Origin of the sequence: Synechococcus sp. MU1611, from assembly GCF_020514255.1 — a bacterium.
Lineage (GTDB): Bacteria > Cyanobacteriota > Cyanobacteriia > PCC-6307 > Cyanobiaceae > Parasynechococcus.
Genome location: NZ_VTLC01000003.1, coordinates 91,541 through 106,822, shown reverse-complemented (window position 1 = coordinate 106,822; position 15,282 = coordinate 91,541). Strand labels below are relative to the sequence as shown.

At 62.0% G+C, this 15,282-nt stretch carries 15 protein-coding genes, 2 tRNA genes and 1 other RNA gene; 7 read left to right on the top strand and 11 right to left on the bottom strand.

Annotated features, from left to right (window positions below):
• Positions 1-119: 119 nt before the first annotated feature.
• A complete protein-coding gene (locus tag FZZ92_RS07320; protein ID WP_136987734.1) occupies positions 120-305 on the top strand; it encodes a hypothetical protein in 186 nt (61 codons plus the stop codon).
• A 453-nt stretch (positions 306-758) separates the two neighbouring features.
• Here FZZ92_RS07320 and panB read toward each other — a convergent pair whose 3' ends face one another.
• Complete coding sequence (gene panB / locus FZZ92_RS07315; protein ID WP_226422915.1) at positions 759-1,568, bottom strand: 3-methyl-2-oxobutanoate hydroxymethyltransferase; 810 nt, start codon at positions 1,566-1,568, stop codon at positions 759-761.
• A 43-nt stretch (positions 1,569-1,611) separates the two neighbouring features.
• Between panB and ffs the strand changes: the two genes are divergently transcribed.
• An RNA gene (gene ffs, locus FZZ92_RS07310) (signal recognition particle sRNA small type) lies at positions 1,612-1,708 on the top strand.
• A 42-nt stretch (positions 1,709-1,750) separates the two neighbouring features.
• Here ffs and ftsZ read toward each other — a convergent pair.
• From ftsZ to miaB, 5 genes are all read right to left on the bottom strand, one after another.
• Positions 1,751-2,860: a cell division protein FtsZ gene (gene ftsZ / locus FZZ92_RS07305; RefSeq protein ID WP_226397870.1), complete on the bottom strand. Its 1,110-nt coding sequence runs from the start codon at positions 2,858-2,860 to the stop codon at positions 1,751-1,753.
• Positions 2,861-2,977: 117 nt separating this feature from the next.
• Positions 2,978-3,760: a cell division protein FtsQ/DivIB gene (locus FZZ92_RS07300; protein WP_226397869.1), complete on the bottom strand. Its 783-nt coding sequence runs from the start codon at positions 3,758-3,760 to the stop codon at positions 2,978-2,980.
• Positions 3,761-3,810: 50 nt separating this feature from the next.
• Entirely contained in the window at positions 3,811-4,221 is a 411-nt protein-coding gene (locus tag FZZ92_RS07295; RefSeq protein ID WP_226397868.1) for a hypothetical protein, read from the bottom strand.
• A 23-nt stretch (positions 4,222-4,244) separates the two neighbouring features.
• The gene (locus FZZ92_RS07290; protein WP_226422914.1) at positions 4,245-5,297 is read right to left on the bottom strand and encodes a D-alanine--D-alanine ligase family protein; all 1,053 of its coding nucleotides are present in this window, start codon (positions 5,295-5,297) and stop codon (positions 4,245-4,247) included.
• Between the two features lie 51 nt (positions 5,298-5,348).
• Positions 5,349-6,743 carry a tRNA (N6-isopentenyl adenosine(37)-C2)-methylthiotransferase MiaB gene (gene miaB, locus FZZ92_RS07285; RefSeq protein WP_226397866.1) on the bottom strand — a complete coding sequence of 465 codons (1,395 nt, stop codon included), beginning with the start codon at positions 6,741-6,743 and terminating at the stop codon, positions 5,349-5,351.
• A gap of 74 nt (positions 6,744-6,817) precedes the next feature.
• Here miaB and FZZ92_RS07280 point away from each other — a divergent pair, with 74 nt between their 5' ends.
• Together FZZ92_RS07280 and FZZ92_RS07275 are read left to right on the top strand one after the other, a co-directional pair.
• Complete coding sequence (locus FZZ92_RS07280; RefSeq protein ID WP_226397865.1) at positions 6,818-7,903, top strand: dipeptide epimerase; 1,086 nt, start codon at positions 6,818-6,820, stop codon at positions 7,901-7,903.
• Positions 7,904-7,943: 40 nt separating this feature from the next.
• Entirely contained in the window at positions 7,944-9,026 is a 1,083-nt protein-coding gene (locus tag FZZ92_RS07275; RefSeq protein WP_226422913.1) for a DUF1611 domain-containing protein, read from the top strand.
• Positions 9,027-9,031: 5 nt separating this feature from the next.
• Here the strand turns inward: FZZ92_RS07275 and FZZ92_RS07270 are convergent.
• Positions 9,032-9,104: transfer RNA gene (locus FZZ92_RS07270), tRNA-His, on the bottom strand.
• A 105-nt stretch (positions 9,105-9,209) separates the two neighbouring features.
• Between FZZ92_RS07270 and FZZ92_RS07265 the strand changes: the two genes are divergently transcribed.
• From FZZ92_RS07265 to FZZ92_RS07255, 3 genes are read left to right on the top strand one after another with little or no spacing between them, the layout of a single operon-like run.
• Positions 9,210-9,578, top strand: coding sequence for a DUF4359 domain-containing protein (locus tag FZZ92_RS07265; protein ID WP_226397922.1), 369 nt, complete (start codon positions 9,210-9,212; stop codon positions 9,576-9,578).
• Positions 9,575-10,855, top strand: a complete 1,281-nt coding sequence (locus tag FZZ92_RS07260) for an amidohydrolase family protein (RefSeq protein ID WP_226397863.1) — start codon at positions 9,575-9,577, stop codon at positions 10,853-10,855. Before FZZ92_RS07265 ends, FZZ92_RS07260 begins: the two co-directional genes overlap by 4 nt.
• 18 nt (positions 10,856-10,873) lie before the next feature.
• Positions 10,874-12,223 carry an FAD-binding oxidoreductase gene (locus FZZ92_RS07255; RefSeq protein WP_226422912.1) on the top strand — a complete coding sequence of 450 codons (1,350 nt, stop codon included), beginning with the start codon at positions 10,874-10,876 and terminating at the stop codon, positions 12,221-12,223.
• Between the two features lie 3 nt (positions 12,224-12,226).
• On the opposite strand, the gene FZZ92_RS07250 is transcribed toward FZZ92_RS07255, so the two are convergent.
• The 4 genes from FZZ92_RS07250 to FZZ92_RS07235 all read right to left on the bottom strand — a co-directional run bounded on the left by FZZ92_RS07250 (position 12,227) and on the right by FZZ92_RS07235 (position 15,261).
• Positions 12,227-12,715 (bottom strand): pentapeptide repeat-containing protein, encoded by a 489-nt coding sequence (locus FZZ92_RS07250; RefSeq protein WP_226397861.1) that lies wholly within the window; start codon positions 12,713-12,715, stop codon positions 12,227-12,229.
• A gap of 53 nt (positions 12,716-12,768) precedes the next feature.
• Positions 12,769-13,983, bottom strand: coding sequence for a dihydrofolate synthase (locus FZZ92_RS07245; protein ID WP_226397860.1), 1,215 nt, complete (start codon positions 13,981-13,983; stop codon positions 12,769-12,771).
• Positions 13,984-15,165, bottom strand: coding sequence for an aspartate aminotransferase family protein (locus FZZ92_RS07240; RefSeq protein WP_226397859.1), 1,182 nt, complete (start codon positions 15,163-15,165; stop codon positions 13,984-13,986).
• A gap of 13 nt (positions 15,166-15,178) precedes the next feature.
• Positions 15,179-15,261 (bottom strand) — tRNA-Leu (locus FZZ92_RS07235).
• Positions 15,262-15,282 lie beyond the last annotated feature (21 nt).

The following is a 15,282-nucleotide window of genomic DNA, read 5'->3' as shown; positions in this document are numbered from 1 at the left end:
CTCAGAACCAGAGATAGTTCAACTGTCTGGTTGCAGCTCAGCTGTCAGACCCTTGGATCTTAAAAATCGAGAGCAGGCAACGGAGGTACGGATGACCGTTGCCGCCGGCCCCATGAGTCGTGGCTGTTTGTATGGGCGTACCAAGGGGTTCGGTGTTCGTGGATCCCAGCAACCTCGTCGTCAAGCTTGCAGCCCTCTTCTTCCGCGTCCGTCGCCGGCACTTCTTGATCGTTGGCGGCGCTCATGTTGAGCAGGGGGACTGGTGGATGCCTCAACCGTCAATGGCGATCCAGGGGTTGAAATGAGTCTTCTGACGGATAGGCCGGCTTGCATGTCCTGCCTATCAAGGAACAAGTTGCCACAAGATCATGGACATGATGTTTTTCATTGGCATGAACATCGCTCTTCTCGGGTTGCTCGTCTATGGCCTGCTTACAGCCAGGCAGAAAATCAAGGCTGGCCGTAAAGAGATCATCTGAAGTATCAGCCCACAGACTGATCCTTCCTGGGCTGAAAACCCCTGACGTTCTTGCTGGCATCAATTAGTCCACAACGGCGTCAGCCCTGTATTTCACCATCGGTGCGGCACCACCACAGCCGGCTAGAGGTACTGAAGCTGAACGAATGTCTCGTTTGTAGCTCACTTGCAACCGGATCGATTCTTTTAATCACTTAGCCACTCATCTCCAGGCTTCGCATCAGTCGAAGCCGTTGAGTCGAAGCCGTTGTGGCGCAGTGCTTTTAGGCTCTGATTGGAATTATTGATTGTCATGGGTGTTTCCTGTGATGGGTGGAGTTTGGTTCCGGGTCTGGTTGACCCACCCCTTCAACGCCTCAATGAACAGTTGGCGCCCATCCACAAGGGCCGGACTGAACGGAGGTTGTTTTGTTGTTAGGCCCAGCAGGTCTGCCGTGACGCGCACCTGGCCATCGCAGCTCTCACCGGCTCCGATGCCGATCACGGGAATGCTCAGGGCTTGTTGCACCTTGCTCGCCAGCTCCGACGGGACATGTTCCAGCACCAGAGAGAAGCAGCCCTTCTGTTCCAGAGTTCGCGCCTGATCCAGCAGGCGCTCTTGGCTGATGGCATCCGTGGCCTGACGGCGATAGCCCAGACGATGCACGGCCTGTGGGGTGAGGCCAAGGTGCCCCATCACGGGAATGCCCATCCGCACCAGTCGGTCGATCACGGTCACGACCTCAGGCTCCGCCCCCTCCAGCTTCACTGCGGCAGCACTGGACTCCTTCAGGAGTCGGCCTGCAGCCGCCACGGCACGGTCTTCGCCGCACTGGTAGCTGAGAAAGGGGAGGTCGCAGACCAGCAGGGGTTGATCGGCCGGCATGGCTGTCAATCCCCGCGCCACCGCCTGCGTGTGATGGAGCATCTGATCCAGGCTCACAGGGAGTGTTGTGGCATGGCCTAGCGCCACCATGGCCAGTGAATCGCCAATCAGCACCACATCGGCACCGGCTGCTTCTGCGAGAGACGCAGAGAGGCTGTCCCATGCAGTGAGCACGGCGATGGGGTGGCCCTTCTGCTTGAAGCGGTTCAGATCAGAAGGACGCATGCAGCTTAAGAACCCCTTGGGGGCTCATTGCTAGCATTCTGCCGACTCGGACCCATGCGGCTCCGACGCCCAAATCTGGTCAGAACCGGAAGGGAGCAGCCACACGGGATGCTCAGGGCAGGCGTGGATTCCGGGTCACCACTTTCAGACAGCTTGATTGAGAGTCAGATTCCTCAGGACTTTCAATCGGAGTTGTTGTTCTGCTGCTGACGGCGACGCAGGAATTCAGGGATTCTGGCGCCGTTCTCTTCGGGTTCAGCTCGGGTCGCAATGCCAGGCATGGAGCGGCTGCGCTCGCTGCGGTAGGGCTGCTTGTTCTCGAAGCCTGTGGCAATCACCGTGACGTGAATCTCTCCTTCGAGCGCTTCATCCACCACGGCGCCCACGATGATGTTCGCCTCCGGATCAACGACGTCGTAGATGACCTCTGAAGCGGTGGTCATGTCCTCCAGGGTCATGTCCTTGCCGCCGCTGATGTTGATCACACAGCCTTTGGCCCCATCGATGCGTTCCGTTTCCAGTAATGGACTTGCGATCGCGGCTTGGGCTGCCTCCACGGCTCTGGACCGGCCAGAACCGATACCGATGCCCAGCAGTGCTGTACCCGCTTCGGTCATCACCGAACGAACGTCCGCGAAGTCAACGTTCACCAGGCCCGGACACGTGATGATGTCACTGATGCCTTTGACGCCCATGCGCAGGACATCATCTGCACTGCGGAATGCTTCTTGAAGGGGGGCTCCGCCAATGGCATCCCGCAGGCGGTCATTGGGGATCACGATCAGGGTGTCTACGTGCTCTGCCAATCGAGTGATGCCTTCGTCGGCCTGTCGCATGCGACGGCGGCCCTCGAAACTGAAAGGCTTGGTCACGATGCCCACGGTGAGAGCCCCGACTTCCCGGGCCACCTCAGCCACCACAGGTGCGGCTCCAGTGCCGGTCCCACCGCCCATGCCTGCGGCGATGAACACCAGATCTGCTCCCTGCAGTGCGTCGTGCAGATCAGTGCGGGATTCTTCGGCTGCCTTCTGACCGATGGTGGGGTTGCCCCCGGCGCCGAGTCCTCGAGTCAGAGTTTGCCCGAGCTGTAGGCGTTGCTGGGCCTGGGATTGGATCAGAGCCTGGGCATCCGTGTTCAGAACGCGATAGCCAACACCCTCAAGATCGCTAAGGATCATGCGGTTGACAGCATTGCTGCCGCCCCCACCAACGCCGATGACCTCGATGCGGGCGGATTGGCTGGGCTGGATTCCAGCTGCCGTGTAGGACCCTGAGCCGCTCACCATCTCCATCGTCGAGGCTGAACCAGTTGCTTGCGTTGCATTATGTCCCTGAAGCCCTGTCCTGGCTTCAACAAATCACAAACCAGGCGCTGAGGTTGTGGTCTCCAGATTTTCAAAGCTCTGGTCTCAGGGTTGCGACTTGGCGTTCTGGGGGACGGGTGGATTCGCTAGCTGCAGTTCCGGACGGTCGGGATCGCTGAGATCAAGACTGCTTTTCCGGGCTTGGCGTAGATGCTCAGGCAACGTGTTGTTGAGGTGGATGATCGTCTCGATCTGGGTGTTGAGCAGAGCTGGTTCGCCTCCGAGATCAATCCTGCCCAGGCTCGTTGTGACAAGGCTGATGTCTCCGTCGGGGTGCACCACGATGGTTTTCAGCGTCCCTTCGAAGCGATCCCGTTGTTGCAGCAGCTCAGCGACATAGCCGCGTTGCTGTTCGTTCCAACCGCGCACCAAGATTTTTGTGAGCGGCTGCGGTGATGCGTCAGTCAGGCTCATCCACTGCCCTTTGACATCTAACAAGCCTCGTTCCCGCCCAGCGGGACCCTGACGCACAGCCTGGGCGACTGGGATCTGTGGCTTCAGGTTGACGATGAGGCGAGCGGGAAGCATCTTTCGCTCCACCTGAGCGCTGCGCACCGGCAGGGAACGAATCAGCTCTTGTTCAAGCGTCCTGGGACTGACCTCCAGTAGGGGTTGGGGAAAGCGCAGATTGGCCGCCTCGACGACTTGGTCCGTCTCAAGGGCAGCGCCACCCTTCAGGATCACCGCCTCAGGGCCAGACAGGGTCCAGCCATGGCGCAGCAGGACCCACGTGAACCCGCCACTCAGAAAAAGCATGGCTAGGAGGCGCCAAAGCTGGACCAACAGAGTCTGGCGACGTTGCCGGCGCAATTCCCTGCGACGGGCCATCTGGGCTGAGATGGGCCGTTCAGATGCTTTGTGTTTGCTGATGACCCGGCTCAAAGGTCGCACCGGGCCCGGGCCATTAATTGCTCACCCCAGCTGCGAGCGCGGTCGGCGTCGGAGAAGGGAACATCCATCTGCAGGTCCTTCCCGATGAGCCGCAGCCGACAGCGCCCCTGGGATTCATCCGTCAGGGGGGCATCACCGGAGGCAAGTGACATCAGTTCCACAAGCTCGAGCCTGCAGACATCAAACGAGCCCTGATCCTGAAACTTGCCAGCCTCAAAGCTGCTCCAGTGCAGTTCCCCGTCTTTCAGTCGGGCACCACCGCATCCGTCGAGCTTGGCCAGTTCCGAGCCTTCGGCCCAGGCACGAAACAGGTTTTGGCGCCGCCGTTCCAGCCATCCAAGCGAGGCCAGCAGCACAAAGGCCAGCAGTAGAGGAAACCAGAGCAGTCCGTGGCTCATGGGTCAGGAGAAGGACGCTGCGTTCATTCTCCTGTTGTTTGGATCAGTTGGTGAACCAACTGGTCGAGTGTTACGCCACTGGCCGCCCAGAGCATGGGGAACATGCTTTGTGCCGTGAAGCCGGGCAGGGTGTTGATTTCGTTGATCCAGAGCTGATCGGTGCTGTCGTCGTAGAAGAAATCCACCCGACCCATCCCGTTGACGCCAACGGCAGCGCAAGCCTGCAAGGACTGAGCACGGATGCGGTCACTCACTTGATCGGGCAGGGGAGCTGGGATCAACGTGGTGCTGCGCCCAGCGGTGTATTTCGTTTCGTAGTCGTACCAGTCCGCATCAAAACGAACCTCGCCGACCACCGACGCCTCGAGCGTGCGCCCCCCCAGCACGGCGCATTCCACTTCCCTGGCGTTGACGCCCTGCTCCACCACCAGCCTTGGGTCGAGCGCTGCTGCCTGGTTGAGGCCAGCCTCTAGCTCCTGGCGCGAACGGACCTTGCTGATGCCCACAGAGGAACCAAGATTGGCGGGCTTCACGAAGCAGGGGTAATTCAGTTCTGTTTCAATCCGATCCAGGAGAGCGGATCGGCTGTTGGGCTCCTCGAGTTCGGAAGCCAGCAGCGACACGTAGGGCACTTGAGACAGCCCGGCGCTGGCGAAAGCAGACTTCATCGCTTGTTTGTCCATGCTCACTGCTGAGCCAAGAACTCCGGCACCCACGAAGGGTTTGCCGGTCAGCTGGAACAACCCCTGAATGGTGCCGTCCTCTCCATTGGGACCATGCAGGACCGGATACCAGATGTCGACCGCATCGCAACCCTCCGGGAATCCTTGGAATCCTGAGGGAGGCAGCGGCGGTGTGAGCTCCGGAGCGATTTCGGAGGCCAGGGTCGTCTCGGCGAGATCCGTTCCCCACCAGCGCCCATCACGGTCGATATAAATCGCCTGGACGACGTAGCGATCTGTGTTGCGTTCGCTGCGCAGGCCGCGAACGACGGTCGCCGCAGATCGGATTGACACGTCGTGTTCTCCAGAGCGGCCTCCAAAGACGAGCCCGACCGTGATGGGACTGGACGGCATGGCTGCTGCGACCCCTGAGCAGTGGGAGCGCCAAAGGTATCAGCGTTGAGCTCAGCGGGGCAGGGGGCTACCGCTGAGTGAAAAGGAGCGAACGGCATCAATGCGTACTTGCACGAGATCGCCGGCTCCATAGACGTGACCATCCGGTCCGGTGGCACTGAAGAAGGTCAGGCGATTGGTCCGGGTTCGCCCCATGAGTTGCGACGGGTCCTTGGGGTTGATGCCTTCCGCAAGCACCTCCTCGGTGCGTCCGGCGTAGCGCGCATTGCGTTCGCGGGCACAGTTTTCCACCAAGGCATTGATTTCGCGCAGGCGTTCCACCTTCACCTCTTCCGGGAGCTGGTTGTCCCAGTCGGCGGCAGGGGTGTTGGGCCGTGGGGAATAGGCCGCAGTGTTCACCTGGTCGAACCCGATCTCCTTGATGAGATCCATGGTGCGGCGGAACTGAGCATCGGTTTCGCCGGGGAAGGCGACGATCACATCAGCGCTGAGGGAGGCATCGGGCATGCGCTCACGGATGCGGTCAATGATGCGCCGGTAGCGCTCCACGGTGTAACCCCTGGCCATGGCCTGCAGAACGTCGTTGTCGCCGCTCTGGAAGGGAATGTGGAAGTGTTCGCAGAGCTTGGGCAGGTCGGCACAGGCATCGATCAGTCGCTCGGTGAAGTAGCGCGGATGGCTGGTGGCAAAACGGATCCGTTCAAGGCCCACCACGTCGTGGACGTGGTGGAGCAGATCGGTGAGGGTGTGCTGGCGGCGACCTTCCGGGGTGATGCCCGGCAGATCCCGGCCGTAGGCATCGATGTTTTGCCCCAGCAGGGTGATCTCCTTGTAGCCCTGGGCAGCGAGCCCCTCCATCTCCAGCTTGATCGCCTGGGGCAGTCGCGATTGTTCTTTGCCTCGTACCGAAGGCACCACGCAGTAGGTGCAGCGTTCGTTGCAGCCGTAGATCACGTTCACCCAGCCGCAGATGGTGCTGTCCCGTCGTGCGGTGGTGATGTCTTCAAGGATGTGATGGTCCTCGGTGGCGACCACCTGCTGGCCGCTGTCCACCTGAAGCAGCAGGGTCTCGAGTCGATTCGCGTGCTGCGGACCCATCACCAGATCCAGCTCCGGTACCCGCCTGAGCAGTGATTCGCCCTCTTGCTGGGCGACACAGCCCGCCACCACCAGGGTGAGATTGGGATTGCTGCGCTTCCTCTGGGCTTGTCTTCCGAGGTAGCTGTAAACCTTCTGCTCGGCGTTATCGCGGATCGTGCAGGTGTTGTAGAGCACCAGATCGGCATCGAGTTCGGCCGGTGCCTCCCGATAGCCCATCGATTCCAGAATTCCGGCCATCCGTTCGGAATCCGCCTTGTTCATCTGGCAGCCGAAGGTGGTGATCCAGTAGCTGCCCCGCTGAGAATGGGCGGTGGCGTCAGTGGTGAGGGGGGCGGAGGCGACCAAGACTCTGGCTCAAGCCTTCTCAGTGTGAGCCACAGCGGTGTTGTGTCAGTTTGGGGATTGGTGCTCGGGTGTTGATGGGCTGGGCCCTCAGGCGGTTTTCGCTCACCAAGGCTGTGCCCCTCACGATCAGCCGGGGTACCACAGCATCTGTGGTGCGCTTGGAGCTCAAGCTTGACCGGGATGGTCTGATCGGTCGCGGCGAGACGGGTGGATTCGAGACCGGTCATCGTGCCTTTGCGCTCGAGGCAGTGGAAGAGGAGCTGCTTGCGTTGCTGCCGCAATTGGATGCTTTGGATCCCGACCGTCCGCAACGGTTTGAGCCTCTGTTGACGCCCTTGAGTCCGCCGGCCCGTTGTGCCATAGACCTGGCCCTGTGGGACTGGCATGGGCAACGGCTTGGCCACCCGTTGTGGCGCCTCTGGGGTCTCGATGGAGCGACCGGGGTCGCCACCAGCGTCACCCTCGGACTGGCTTCTGTTGCTTCAGTGCTGAATCGTCTGGACCGCTGGTGGACCCAGCTGCCGGCGACGCGGGTGAAGCTCAAGTTGGGCAGTCCCGATGGGTTGGACCACGACCGGAGCCTGCTCGAGGCGGTGGCCCAGGCCATCACGGAGCGGTCCCAGCGGCAGGGGCTGGCGATGGAACTGCAGGTGGATGCCAACGGCGGCTGGACCGTGGATCAGGCCAAGCGGATGCTGGAGCCCCTGACAACACACCAGGTGGTCCTGCTGGAGCAACCCCTGGCTCCCGATCTGGATCAGGCGTGCGATACGGCGGGCTTCGCGGCACTGCATCCGCACTGCCCGATGCCTCTTGTGGCGGATGAAAGCTGCTGGGATCTGGAGGATCTGCTGCGCCTGGCACCGGTGGTGGACGGTGTGAATCTCAAGCTTCTGAAGACCGGGGGGCTTAGTCAGGCCCTGCTGATGGCCCAGGTGGCGCAGCGGAAGGGTTTGGACCTGATGGTGGGCTGTTATTCCGACAGCTCACTGCTGAACGGTGCTGCGGCCCAGTTGCTGCCCCTGATTCGTTGGCCCGATCTCGACAGCCATCTCAACTTGGTTGACGATCCATTCGCTGGTCTGGATCTGCAGGACGATCGCTTGCACCCTTCATCGACGTCTGGATTGGGGATTCGCCCCGCGGCAGTCAGGCCTTGAGCTGCACTGCTATCGGTGTGCGTGAAAGCACAGCAGCTTTATGAGCGGGATTCAGGCGCCGCCAGGATTTCGAAAGATGCGCTTGGTGCTGCTCCAGCACGGCGGTTTGGCCAGTCTCACTGGCAAGACCGGTCTAGCCATGCTGCGCCACCGTGCCGGCCCGATCGTCGCGGTGATTGATCCAGACCATGCCGGCGAGCCCCTACAGCAGGTCACCGGCATCGAGCGAGACGTGCCGGTGGTGGCGGATTTGGCCGCGGCGCTTCCGTATCACCCGGAGGCAGCTGTGGTTGGTTTGGCTCCCTCTGGTGGGCGGCTGCCGGATTCTGTTCGCCACGATGCCCTGTCGGCGTTGCGCGCAGGACTCCACCTCGCCAGTGGACTCCATACCTATCTGGCCGATGATCCGGCATTGGCAGAAGCCTGCTGGACCAACCGCTGGATCTGGGATCTCCGACGGGAGCCGGAGGCTCTCGGCATCGGCCAAGCACGGGCTGCAGCGCTTCCCTGTCGACGCCTTTTGGCGGTTGGAACCGACATGGCGGTGGGCAAGATGAGCGCATGCCTGGCTCTGCTGGAAGCGGCCCAGCGATCAGGGATTCCCGCGCGATTTGTTGGGACGGGGCAGGCGGGAATTCTGATCAGTGGCGAAGGGGTTGCCCTTGATGCTGTTCGGGTGGATTACGCAGCGGGTGCCGTGGAGGCGGCGGTGCTTCGGGCGGCGGATGCTCTGCCCGAGCAGGGTCTCGTGCTTGTGGAGGGGCAGGGCTCGCTGTGTCACCCCGCTTCAACAGCCACCTTGCCCCTGTTGCGCGGAACCCAGCCGACCGCCCTCTTGCTGGTGCATCGGGCCGGCCAGCAGAGCATCGATCGGTTGCCTCAGATCCCTCTCCCCGACCTTGCATCGTTGGTGGCCACCACGGAAGCCTTAGCCAGTTGGGCACGGCCTGATGGCGCAGGCGCTTCAGCCAAGGTGGCTGCCGTTGCCCTCAACACGGCACGCCTTGATGAGCGTCAGGCAACGGCCGAGATTGATCGGGTGAGTCAAGTTCTGGGTTTGCCCTGCACCGACCCAATTCGCTGGAGTGCTGAACCTCTGCTGAGAGCCTTGGTTGATACTTGAAAAAGGGCGAGCGAGGGGATTCGAACCCCCGAATAGCGGCGCCACAAGCCGCTGCCTTAACCACTTGGCGACGCCCGCCGCGTCCGTGAGAATCTACCAACACGAGCCGCAGCCTGCCTGGTGTCCCCTTCATCGCGTCCGCAACGTGTGCCTGCACTGGCGCTGTTGACGGGGGGTGTCGCCATGGCTGGTGTGCTGTCGCTGGTGTTCTCCAATCCGTCCATCGACGATTACGAGGCCCATGCCGGGGCCCAGTTGGTCAAGTTGGGCACCCAGGAACTGTGCGAGGCACCGACCCTGCCCATGGTGCTGCGTCTTTGGATTCGCAATTGCCCTGAGTTGATTGCCTCTCAGCGGGATGCTCTGGCGGTGCTGGCCGGTCAGTTCACCACCCGTCGCAACCTAGGGGTGGCCAGCTTGTATTCCACCCGCATGGAAGGGAAGGAGTTGTTGCCGGGGCTGCGTCTGCCCGGCTTCGATGTGCTGAGCCTTGGTGTGGCAGGTCGTTTTGTGATCCTCAGAACCGACGCCATCAACGGTGCAGAGGAGTGACGGATGCCCAGTCGCTCCAGTCACAGTCTGAGAGTGGTGTCCTTGAGGCTTGGGTTCCCCTGGGGCTGGTTGATTTCGACCCTGCGACACCCCTGCCAGCAATCCAGAAACAGGGGCTGACGCCTGTGCGGCTCGCCTGGCATCAGGGACGTCTGCTTGAGCCCAGGCCCCTGACGGCTGATCAGTCGCCACCATCGCGGATGGTGCTGCCGCGATTGGTGGACTGCCACGTTCATCTGGACAAGGCCTACACCTGGCAGGAGCACCCCAACCTCAGCGGCAGCTATGGAGGTGCCCTGGACGCCAACCTGCAGGAGCACAACACCCGAACCGTGGCATCCGTTCTCCAGCGCGGGGAGCGTGCGTTGGAGAGGGCATTCGGCCATGGGCTGCGTGCCATGCGTAGTCATGTCGACAGTGGTGGTCCCGGTGCCGAGCCCAGCTGGGAGGCACTGCTCACCCTTCAGCAGCGCTGGCGCAGCCGCATCGATCTTCAGCTGGTGGCACTTGTTCCCCTGGAGTTCTGGTGTTCAGCTGAAGCGGAGGATTTGGCACGTCGCGTCGCCGCCAGTGGTGGCTGCCTCGGTGGTGTTCTCACCCCTCCCTGTGGATCGGCTGCGGTGACCCATCAGCTGGAGGAGTTGTTGCGCCTTGCCGATCGCCACAGCTGCGGCGTTGATTTGCACATTGATGAGGCCGACCATGGCCCGGCCGAGGGCATGGTTCAGCTGCTGAAGGCTCTGCGGCGCGTGCCCGTCCAGGTTCCTGTCACCTGCAGCCATGCCAGCAGTCTTTCTCTGCTGCCGCCTCCACGCTTGGCAAGGTTGGGAGAGCGCATGGCGGCAGCACAGCTCCGCGTGATCGCACTACCCCTCACCAATGCCTGGTTGCTAGCGCGATCGGACGACGCCACCCCGCTTCAGCGTCCGCAAGCCCCGATCCGTCAGTTGCAACGCTGTGGCGTCACGGTGGCGGTAGCGGGTGACAACGTGGCCGACCCCTGGTTCCCCGGAGGCGATTTCGATCCATTGGCCCTGCTGGCCGCGTCGATGCCGTTGACCCAGTTGTTGCCGTGGCAGCGCCTGGGCCTGGCCCCCTTCACGACGGCACCGCCGGCCATTCTTCAACTGGAATGGGATGGGGTGCTGCGGGCTGGTGCTCCTGCGGATCTGATCTGCATGGAGGGCCAGGGATGGTCGGATCTGATGCGATGTCCCCCGCAGCGCCAGGTTCTCGTAAACGGCCACTGGGTGTCGTCTCCGGGCGCTAGACCCTGACCAGAGTTCAGCACCGTCATGGGTCGCGCCGAAGCCTTAATCGCCCTGCGGCAAGCCCTGAGCGCTGTTCCTGATCTTGAGCTGTTGGCTGAACCAGCAGACCTTCAGCGTTTTTCACGGGATGCCTTCGAGTACTCCCCGGTTTTGACACCACGACTGGAACCATGTCGTGCTGACTTGGTGGCCCGGCCTCGCACTGTGGAGGCCGTTGAACGGCTTGCCTCAGCCTGCGCCGAGCATCAGGTTCCCCTGACCCTGCGCGGGTCCGGTACGGGGAATTACGGCCAATGTGTGCCCCTGCAAGGAGGCGTGGTGATGCTCACCACATCCCTGCGTCAGATCCGATCAATTGATGCGGCGACGGGGGTGGTCACCGTGGAACCGGGGTGTGTGATGCGCGATCTGGATCAGGAGCTGCGCAGGTATGGGCGCCAGCTGCGCTTGATGCCGAGCACCTGGCGCAGCGCCACCATCGGTGGCTTCGTTGCTGGGGGCTCCGGTGGCATCGGTTCGTTGCGCTGGGGCTTTTTGCGCGATCCAGGCCATTTGCTCGGGATGGAGGTCGTACCGCTCCGTCCCGATGCCCAACGCCATCAGATCGGCGAGCTGGATGCCGAAGCGTTGAACCATGCCTACGGCACGAACGGCATCATTACGGCCCTCAGATTGGCCACCGCTCCAGTGGTCAACTGGCAACAGGTGAGTGTGGACTGCGAGCGTTGGGAGCAGGCGATTGAGTTGATGCACAGGGTCGCGGCATCCGCCTTGGATCTTCATCTAGGAACCCTGCTTGAACAGCCGCTGCTGTCGCGGATGCCCAGTTGGGGAGGTCCTGCCGTATCTGCCCACAGGTTGCTGTTGCTCGTCGCGCCGGATGGGCTCACCAGCCTGCAACGAATGGTGCAGTCAGCCGGGGCCACCCTGCGGGATCTCGGGCCTGAAGATCTCTCAGGGGGCAATGGATTGCGTGAGCTGAGCTGGAATCACACCACCCTGCATGTGCGGGCCTCAGAGCCGGGATGGACCTACCTGCAGATGCTGTTGCCGCAGCCGGAGGCTCAAGCAATTGCAGCGTTGAGGCAGCGGTGGGGAGACGACCTGATCTGGCATCTCGAGCTTGTGCGCCAGCAGGGCTGTCCACGCTTGGCCGCCCTGCCGCTGGTGCGGTGGCGGGGGGCTGAGCAGCTGGACCGATTGATGGACGACTGCAGGGCAGTGGGTGCCGTGCTGTTCAACCCCCATGTGATCACGGTGGAGGATGGCGGCCTTGGCGTCATCGACGCTGATCAGGTGGCGGCCAAGCACCGCTTTGATCCCGCTGGTCTGCTCAATCCAGGCAAGCTGCGGGGCTGGGAGGAGCGCCTCTGACGATCAGCATCCGAGGCTGTCGAAGGTGGCGACTCCGGTGCTGGGGTTGATGCCCTCCGCCTCCCGACAAAGCCGGCGTTGATCATCACGATCGAGCAGGGCGTCGGTGAAATCAGCCCCCTCGATCTGGGCATTACTGAAGCTGCTGCCTGACGCGATGATCCCCGTGAGCACGGCGTTGCGTAGATCGGTGTCCACGAAGTCGGCGCGATCCATCAATGCATCGGAGAGATCAGCATCGCGGAAATCAGCTTCGGCAAAGGCCCCCTGGGTGAGGATCGCCCCATGGAGGTTGGCGCCTTGGAAATTCGCGCCGCGGCCAACGGCTCCTGCAAAGGATGTGTTGGCCAGGTTCTGTCCCTGGAAATCTCCGTTGCTTTGGTTGGTGAGCGTGTAATCCACCTTTTCCTGGAACAAGGCCCTGTCCTGCAACCCCACCCCGGCGGAGGTGTCCAGGGCTTGGGCCGGAGTTCCCATCAACAGGAGGGGCATGAGAAGGCTCAGCAGCCAGGAAATTCGCAGCACAGTCCACGCGCAAGCTGCGTTCACTCTGCCGTTACAACGCCGCGAGCGAACAGGTCCCCGATCAGATACAGCGATCCGGCAACAATTGGCATCGGCGTTGGCCATCCATCGCTGTTGAGTTGGTTCAGCACAGTTTCAAGGCTGTCGGCCTCTTGCAACTGGTTGCCGCGGTCTGGGAGTTCCTTGAGGAGGGCCGCTCGGCACCAGCTTTTGTGGCCCGGTACTGGAATGATCCAGGCTTGGTCCTGGGGCTGTAGCAAGGCCTGGAGCATGGCGGCAGCATCCTTGTGGGCCTGAATGGCCAGGATCCAGACCACACCTATGGATGCGCTGGTCCAATGAACGCGTTCCTCGGCCAGCTGCACCGCGGCGGGTGGATTGTGAGCTCCGTCAAGGCGAAGCCGGTGTTCCCTCCAACGCACGGTCTCCAGACGACCGGGCCAGCGGGCTGTCGCGAACCCCTCACGGATCACTGCCTCAGGCAGGGTCCAGCCCAAGCTCGACAAGGCCTTTAAAGCTCCAAGGGCTACAGCGGCGTTGCTTCTCTGGATTTCTCCTGCCAGGCCCAGCTCCCAGGATGATTCCAGGGGCTGCACCCACGTCAGGTTGGCCTGCTGCTTTCGGCACGTTTCGTCCAGGACGGTCTGCACGGCGGGATCTTGTGCCCCGCTGATCACGGTGGCGTACGGGGGGATCGCCGCCGCCTTCTCCATCGCGATGGCGGTGAGGTTGTTGCCCAGGTGTTCGCAGTGATCCAGTCCAATGCTGGCGACGGCAATCACGGGCCGGTGGGGATGCGCTGTTGTGGCGTCAAGCCGTCCCCCCAGGCCTACTTCCAGCACCAGGAGTTCACAGGCGTGCCGTTGAAATTCCAAAAATGCTGCGGTCACGAGCAGTTCAAAGGGGGTCAGCCGATGCCGTTCGTTGAGGGGTTGGAGAGCCTGCAACTGGGATCGCAGCGTTTCAACGGCAATCGGCTCTCCCTGGATCCGAATCCGTTCGCACCAGCTCACCAGGTGCGGGGAGGTGGTGACCCCGCAGCGGAGTCCTGCGGCACAGAGGGCTGATTCCAGAAAGCTGACGATGGACCCCTTCCCGTTGGTGCCAAGCACCTGAATCGCGGGAACCGCCTGACATGGATGGTCAAGGTCGTGGAGGGCCGCATGCATGCGATCCAACTGCAGATCCATGCCACGCAGGTCGAAGCGTGGGATCAGATCAGAGAGCTCATCCACTCAGCTGAGGCTGGAGAGGGTCGCCGCCAGACGGCGCAGCAGTTCGCGGATCTCGCGCTGGTTGATGGTCAGGGGGGGAACCATGCGCAGCACGGAGGGCCCGGCCGCTACCAGCAGAAGGCCTTGATCAATGGCGGCTTGAGCCAGCTGAGGCGCCTTCCAGCTGCTGCTTTCACGGATCACGATGCCTTGCAGTAGGCCCCAACCCCGCACTGTTTCCAGGTGCTCTGGGAAACATTTCACCAGTTCTTGGAGTCCGTCGCGCAGCTGTTCACCGCGGGCTGTGACGTTGTTGAGTAGCCCCCGCCGTTCGATCTCGGTCGCCACCGTCAACCCGGCCCGGCACGCGAAGGGATTGCCGCCAAAAGTGCTGGCGTGGTCTCCGGGTTCGAACACGTCAGCTGATGCGTTCACCAGCAGGGCGCCGATGGCATGGCCACCCCCCAGCCCCTTGGCCAGGGTGAAGGCGTCAGGGGTAATGCCCAGTTGTTCGTAGCCCCACAAGCGGCCGCTTCGTCCCATGCCCACCTGCACCTCGTCGAGAATCAGCAGGATGTTCCGTTGTGTGCAGATCTCGCGCAAGCGTGAGAAGAACGCGCGGTCTCCGGGATTGACGCCACCTTCCCCTTGGAGGGGTTCCACCAGCACAGCCGCGATGGAGGGGCCGGCTTGTTCATAGCGGTTGATCAGGGCTTCTAGGGCCGAGAGATCGTTGTAGGGGAAGTAATCAAACCCGGTCACCATGGGTTCAAAACCCTTGTGGTATTTGGGTTGACCAGTGGCTGTAACAGCAGCGAGGGTGCGGCCATGGAAGCTGGCTGCCGCCGTGAGGATCACGGGCTGTTCAATGCCTCGACGTTGATGGCCATGTTTACGAGCCAGCTTGATGGCGGCTTCATTGGCTTCGGCGCCGGAATTGCAGAAGAACACGCTGTCGGCGCAGCTGTGGTTCACCAGCCACCTCGCCAGCTGCTCCTGTTCAGGAATCTGATAGAGATTTGATACGTGCTGGAGTCGTCCCAGCTGTCTGCGCAGAGCGCGATGCATTGCCCTGTCGCTGTGGCCCAGCGTGCAGGTCGCGATGCCAGCGACCGCATCGAGGTATCTCCGACCTTGCGTGTCTTTGACCCAACAACCCTTCCCTTTGGCCAAAGCCAGAGGAAAACGGCCGTAGGTGTTCATCACAGCGGATGGATGGGAGCCGGGGGACTTGAACCCCCAAGACCAGTGGCCGGCTGATTTTGAGTCAGCTGCGTCTACCAATTCCGCCAGGCTCCCGCACAGGGATTGTATTGATTG

Bases quoted from the DNA above. Each gene is read 5' to 3' on its own strand.
- FZZ92_RS07240 (WP_226397859.1), bottom strand. From the start codon at position 15,165: ATGAACACCTACGGCCGTTTTCCTCTGGCTTTGGCCAAAGGGAAGGGT.
- FZZ92_RS07255 (WP_226422912.1), top strand. From the start codon at position 10,874: ATGGGTCGCGCCGAAGCCTTAATCGCCCTGCGGCAAGCCCTGAGCGCT.
- FZZ92_RS07300 (WP_226397869.1), bottom strand. From the start codon at position 3,760: ATGGCCCGTCGCAGGGAATTGCGCCGGCAACGTCGCCAGACTCTGTTG.
- FZZ92_RS07290 (WP_226422914.1), bottom strand. From the start codon at position 5,297: ATGCCGTCCAGTCCCATCACGGTCGGGCTCGTCTTTGGAGGCCGCTCT.
- ftsZ (WP_226397870.1), bottom strand. From the start codon at position 2,860: ATGGAGATGGTGAGCGGCTCAGGGTCCTACACGGCAGCTGGAATCCAG.
- FZZ92_RS07265 (WP_226397922.1), top strand. From the start codon at position 9,210: ATGGCTGGTGTGCTGTCGCTGGTGTTCTCCAATCCGTCCATCGACGAT.
- FZZ92_RS07295 (WP_226397868.1), bottom strand. From the start codon at position 4,221: ATGAGCCACGGACTGCTCTGGTTTCCTCTACTGCTGGCCTTTGTGCTG.
- panB (WP_226422915.1), bottom strand. From the start codon at position 1,568: ATGCGTCCTTCTGATCTGAACCGCTTCAAGCAGAAGGGCCACCCCATC.
- FZZ92_RS07250 (WP_226397861.1), bottom strand. From the start codon at position 12,715: ATGCCCCTCCTGTTGATGGGAACTCCGGCCCAAGCCCTGGACACCTCC.
- FZZ92_RS07280 (WP_226397865.1), top strand. From the start codon at position 6,818: ATGGGCTGGGCCCTCAGGCGGTTTTCGCTCACCAAGGCTGTGCCCCTC.
- FZZ92_RS07275 (WP_226422913.1), top strand. From the start codon at position 7,944: ATGAGCGGGATTCAGGCGCCGCCAGGATTTCGAAAGATGCGCTTGGTG.